This is a genomic window from Actinomadura sp. NPDC049753, from assembly GCF_040674655.1.
Taxonomy (GTDB): Bacteria; Actinomycetota; Actinomycetes; order Streptosporangiales; family Streptosporangiaceae; genus Spirillospora; species Spirillospora verrucosospora.
This window is the reverse complement of the sequence record NZ_JBFARL010000454.1, coordinates 1-1,481: the sequence shown is the minus strand read 5'-3', so window position 1 is coordinate 1,481 and position 1,481 is coordinate 1. Positions and strand designations below refer to the sequence as shown.

Here is a 1,481-nt window from a genome sequence, read left to right as displayed (position 1 = left end):
CTCCTCCACCTCGCCACCCACAAACCCGGCAAGTGGGTACGCGAGCGCGAGGGCCGCATCTCAGACCGCGGCGAGGCCGAGCGTGGAGCCCGCGAGCCCGACCCCGGCCGCCTCGCCGAGCACCGACGCGGTGACCTGGCCGCGCGAGGCGCCGACCGCGCGCAGCAGCGCCAGCTCCCGCACCCGCCCGCGCACCAGCATCGCGAAGGCATTGAAGATCACGAAAGAGCCGACGAACACCGCGATCACGGCGAAGAGCAGCAGGAACGTCCGCATCGCCGTGAGGATCGGCTTGACCGCCGCGGCCTGCTCGTCGACGGCCCGCCGGCCCGTGACCGCCTCCGTGCCGGGCGGGAGGACGGACGCCACCGCGGCGCGGAGGCGTTCTTGCGAGACCCCGTCCTCGGCGTGCACCACGATCCGCGAGTACGTTCCGGGACGCTCGGACAGGAGCCGGTCCGCCGTCCGCGGCGCGAACGCCGTCATCGAGATCGAGTCGCCGAGCGCCGAGTCGCCCACCTCGAACAGGCCCGTGAGCCGGAACGTCCGGGTGCCGGAGAGCGTCGCCACCGTGACGCGGTCGCCGATCCCGTAGCGCGCCTCGCGGGCGGTGGCGACGTCGACCGCGACCTCGTCCGGCGCCGTGGGCGGCGTCCCGGAGACGAGGCGGGGCAGGGACAGGTCCCGGTCGCCGTCCCACGCCGTCCCGGTCTGCGGCTCGGCGCCCGCGATCCTGCCCCGCCGGTCGACGACGGCGGCGAAGCCGGTCACGACCCCCCGCGCCTTGGCGACACCGTCCACGCCCCGCACGGGTGCCAGCAGCGAGGCGGGAACCGGCCGCTCCGGCGCCTGCTCGCCCGGACCCGGCCGGAACGCCCGCTGCGACCGGACGATCACGTCCGTGCCGCGGCCGAGGTCGTCGAAGGCGCGGTCGAACGAGCGGTCCAGCGTCGCGGAGAAGATCAGGGTGCCCGCGACGAACGCGACGCCGGCGACCACCGCGGCGGCCGAGAGCGCCAGGCGGGCGCGGTGCGCGACGAGGCCCCTCACCACGAGCCTGGCGAGCCGGGGGCGGCGGGGGACGATCCATCTGGGGAGAGGGCGCTTCAGCGTCATGCGGCCGATTCCAGCCGCGCGGACGGCCCCGGCGGGAGGGCGGATCGTCGGGTCCGGGCGGTGCGAAAGGCCTGCGGGACGCGACTTTCGTAGGGGTGGCGGGCCGGGCGGGGGTGCGTACGGTAGGGGCATGAGCGCAGCGAACCGGGGGGCGGGTGAGGGCGGCCGGCCGCGCCGGGCGCGGGGGCGCGTGCCCTCGCCGCGCCCGGTCTTAGCGCGGCTCCTGCCGCCCGGCCGGCGCCGCGACCGCCTCGCGGACGCGGTGGCCGTGCTGCCGGTGGAACGACTCGTACACGAGGTCGGACGGGCGCCGGACGCCCTGGACGTCCCGCAGCGCCGTGACCATGACGTCGGCCAGGCGCGAG

1 protein-coding gene is annotated in these 1,481 nt (G+C 76.8%); it reads right to left on the bottom strand.

Annotation, left to right across the window (positions count from 1 at the left end):
* Positions 1 to 60: 60 nt before the first annotated feature.
* A complete protein-coding gene (locus tag AB0K37_RS42160) occupies positions 61 to 1,116 on the bottom strand; it encodes an ABC transporter permease (RefSeq protein WP_363991856.1) in 1,056 nt (351 codons plus the stop codon).
* Positions 1,117 to 1,481 lie beyond the last annotated feature (365 nt).

Coding starts and splice junctions, on each gene's coding strand:
- AB0K37_RS42160 (WP_363991856.1), bottom strand. CDS start 1,116: ATGACGCTGAAGCGCCCTCTCCCCAGATGGATCGTCCCCCGCCGCCCC.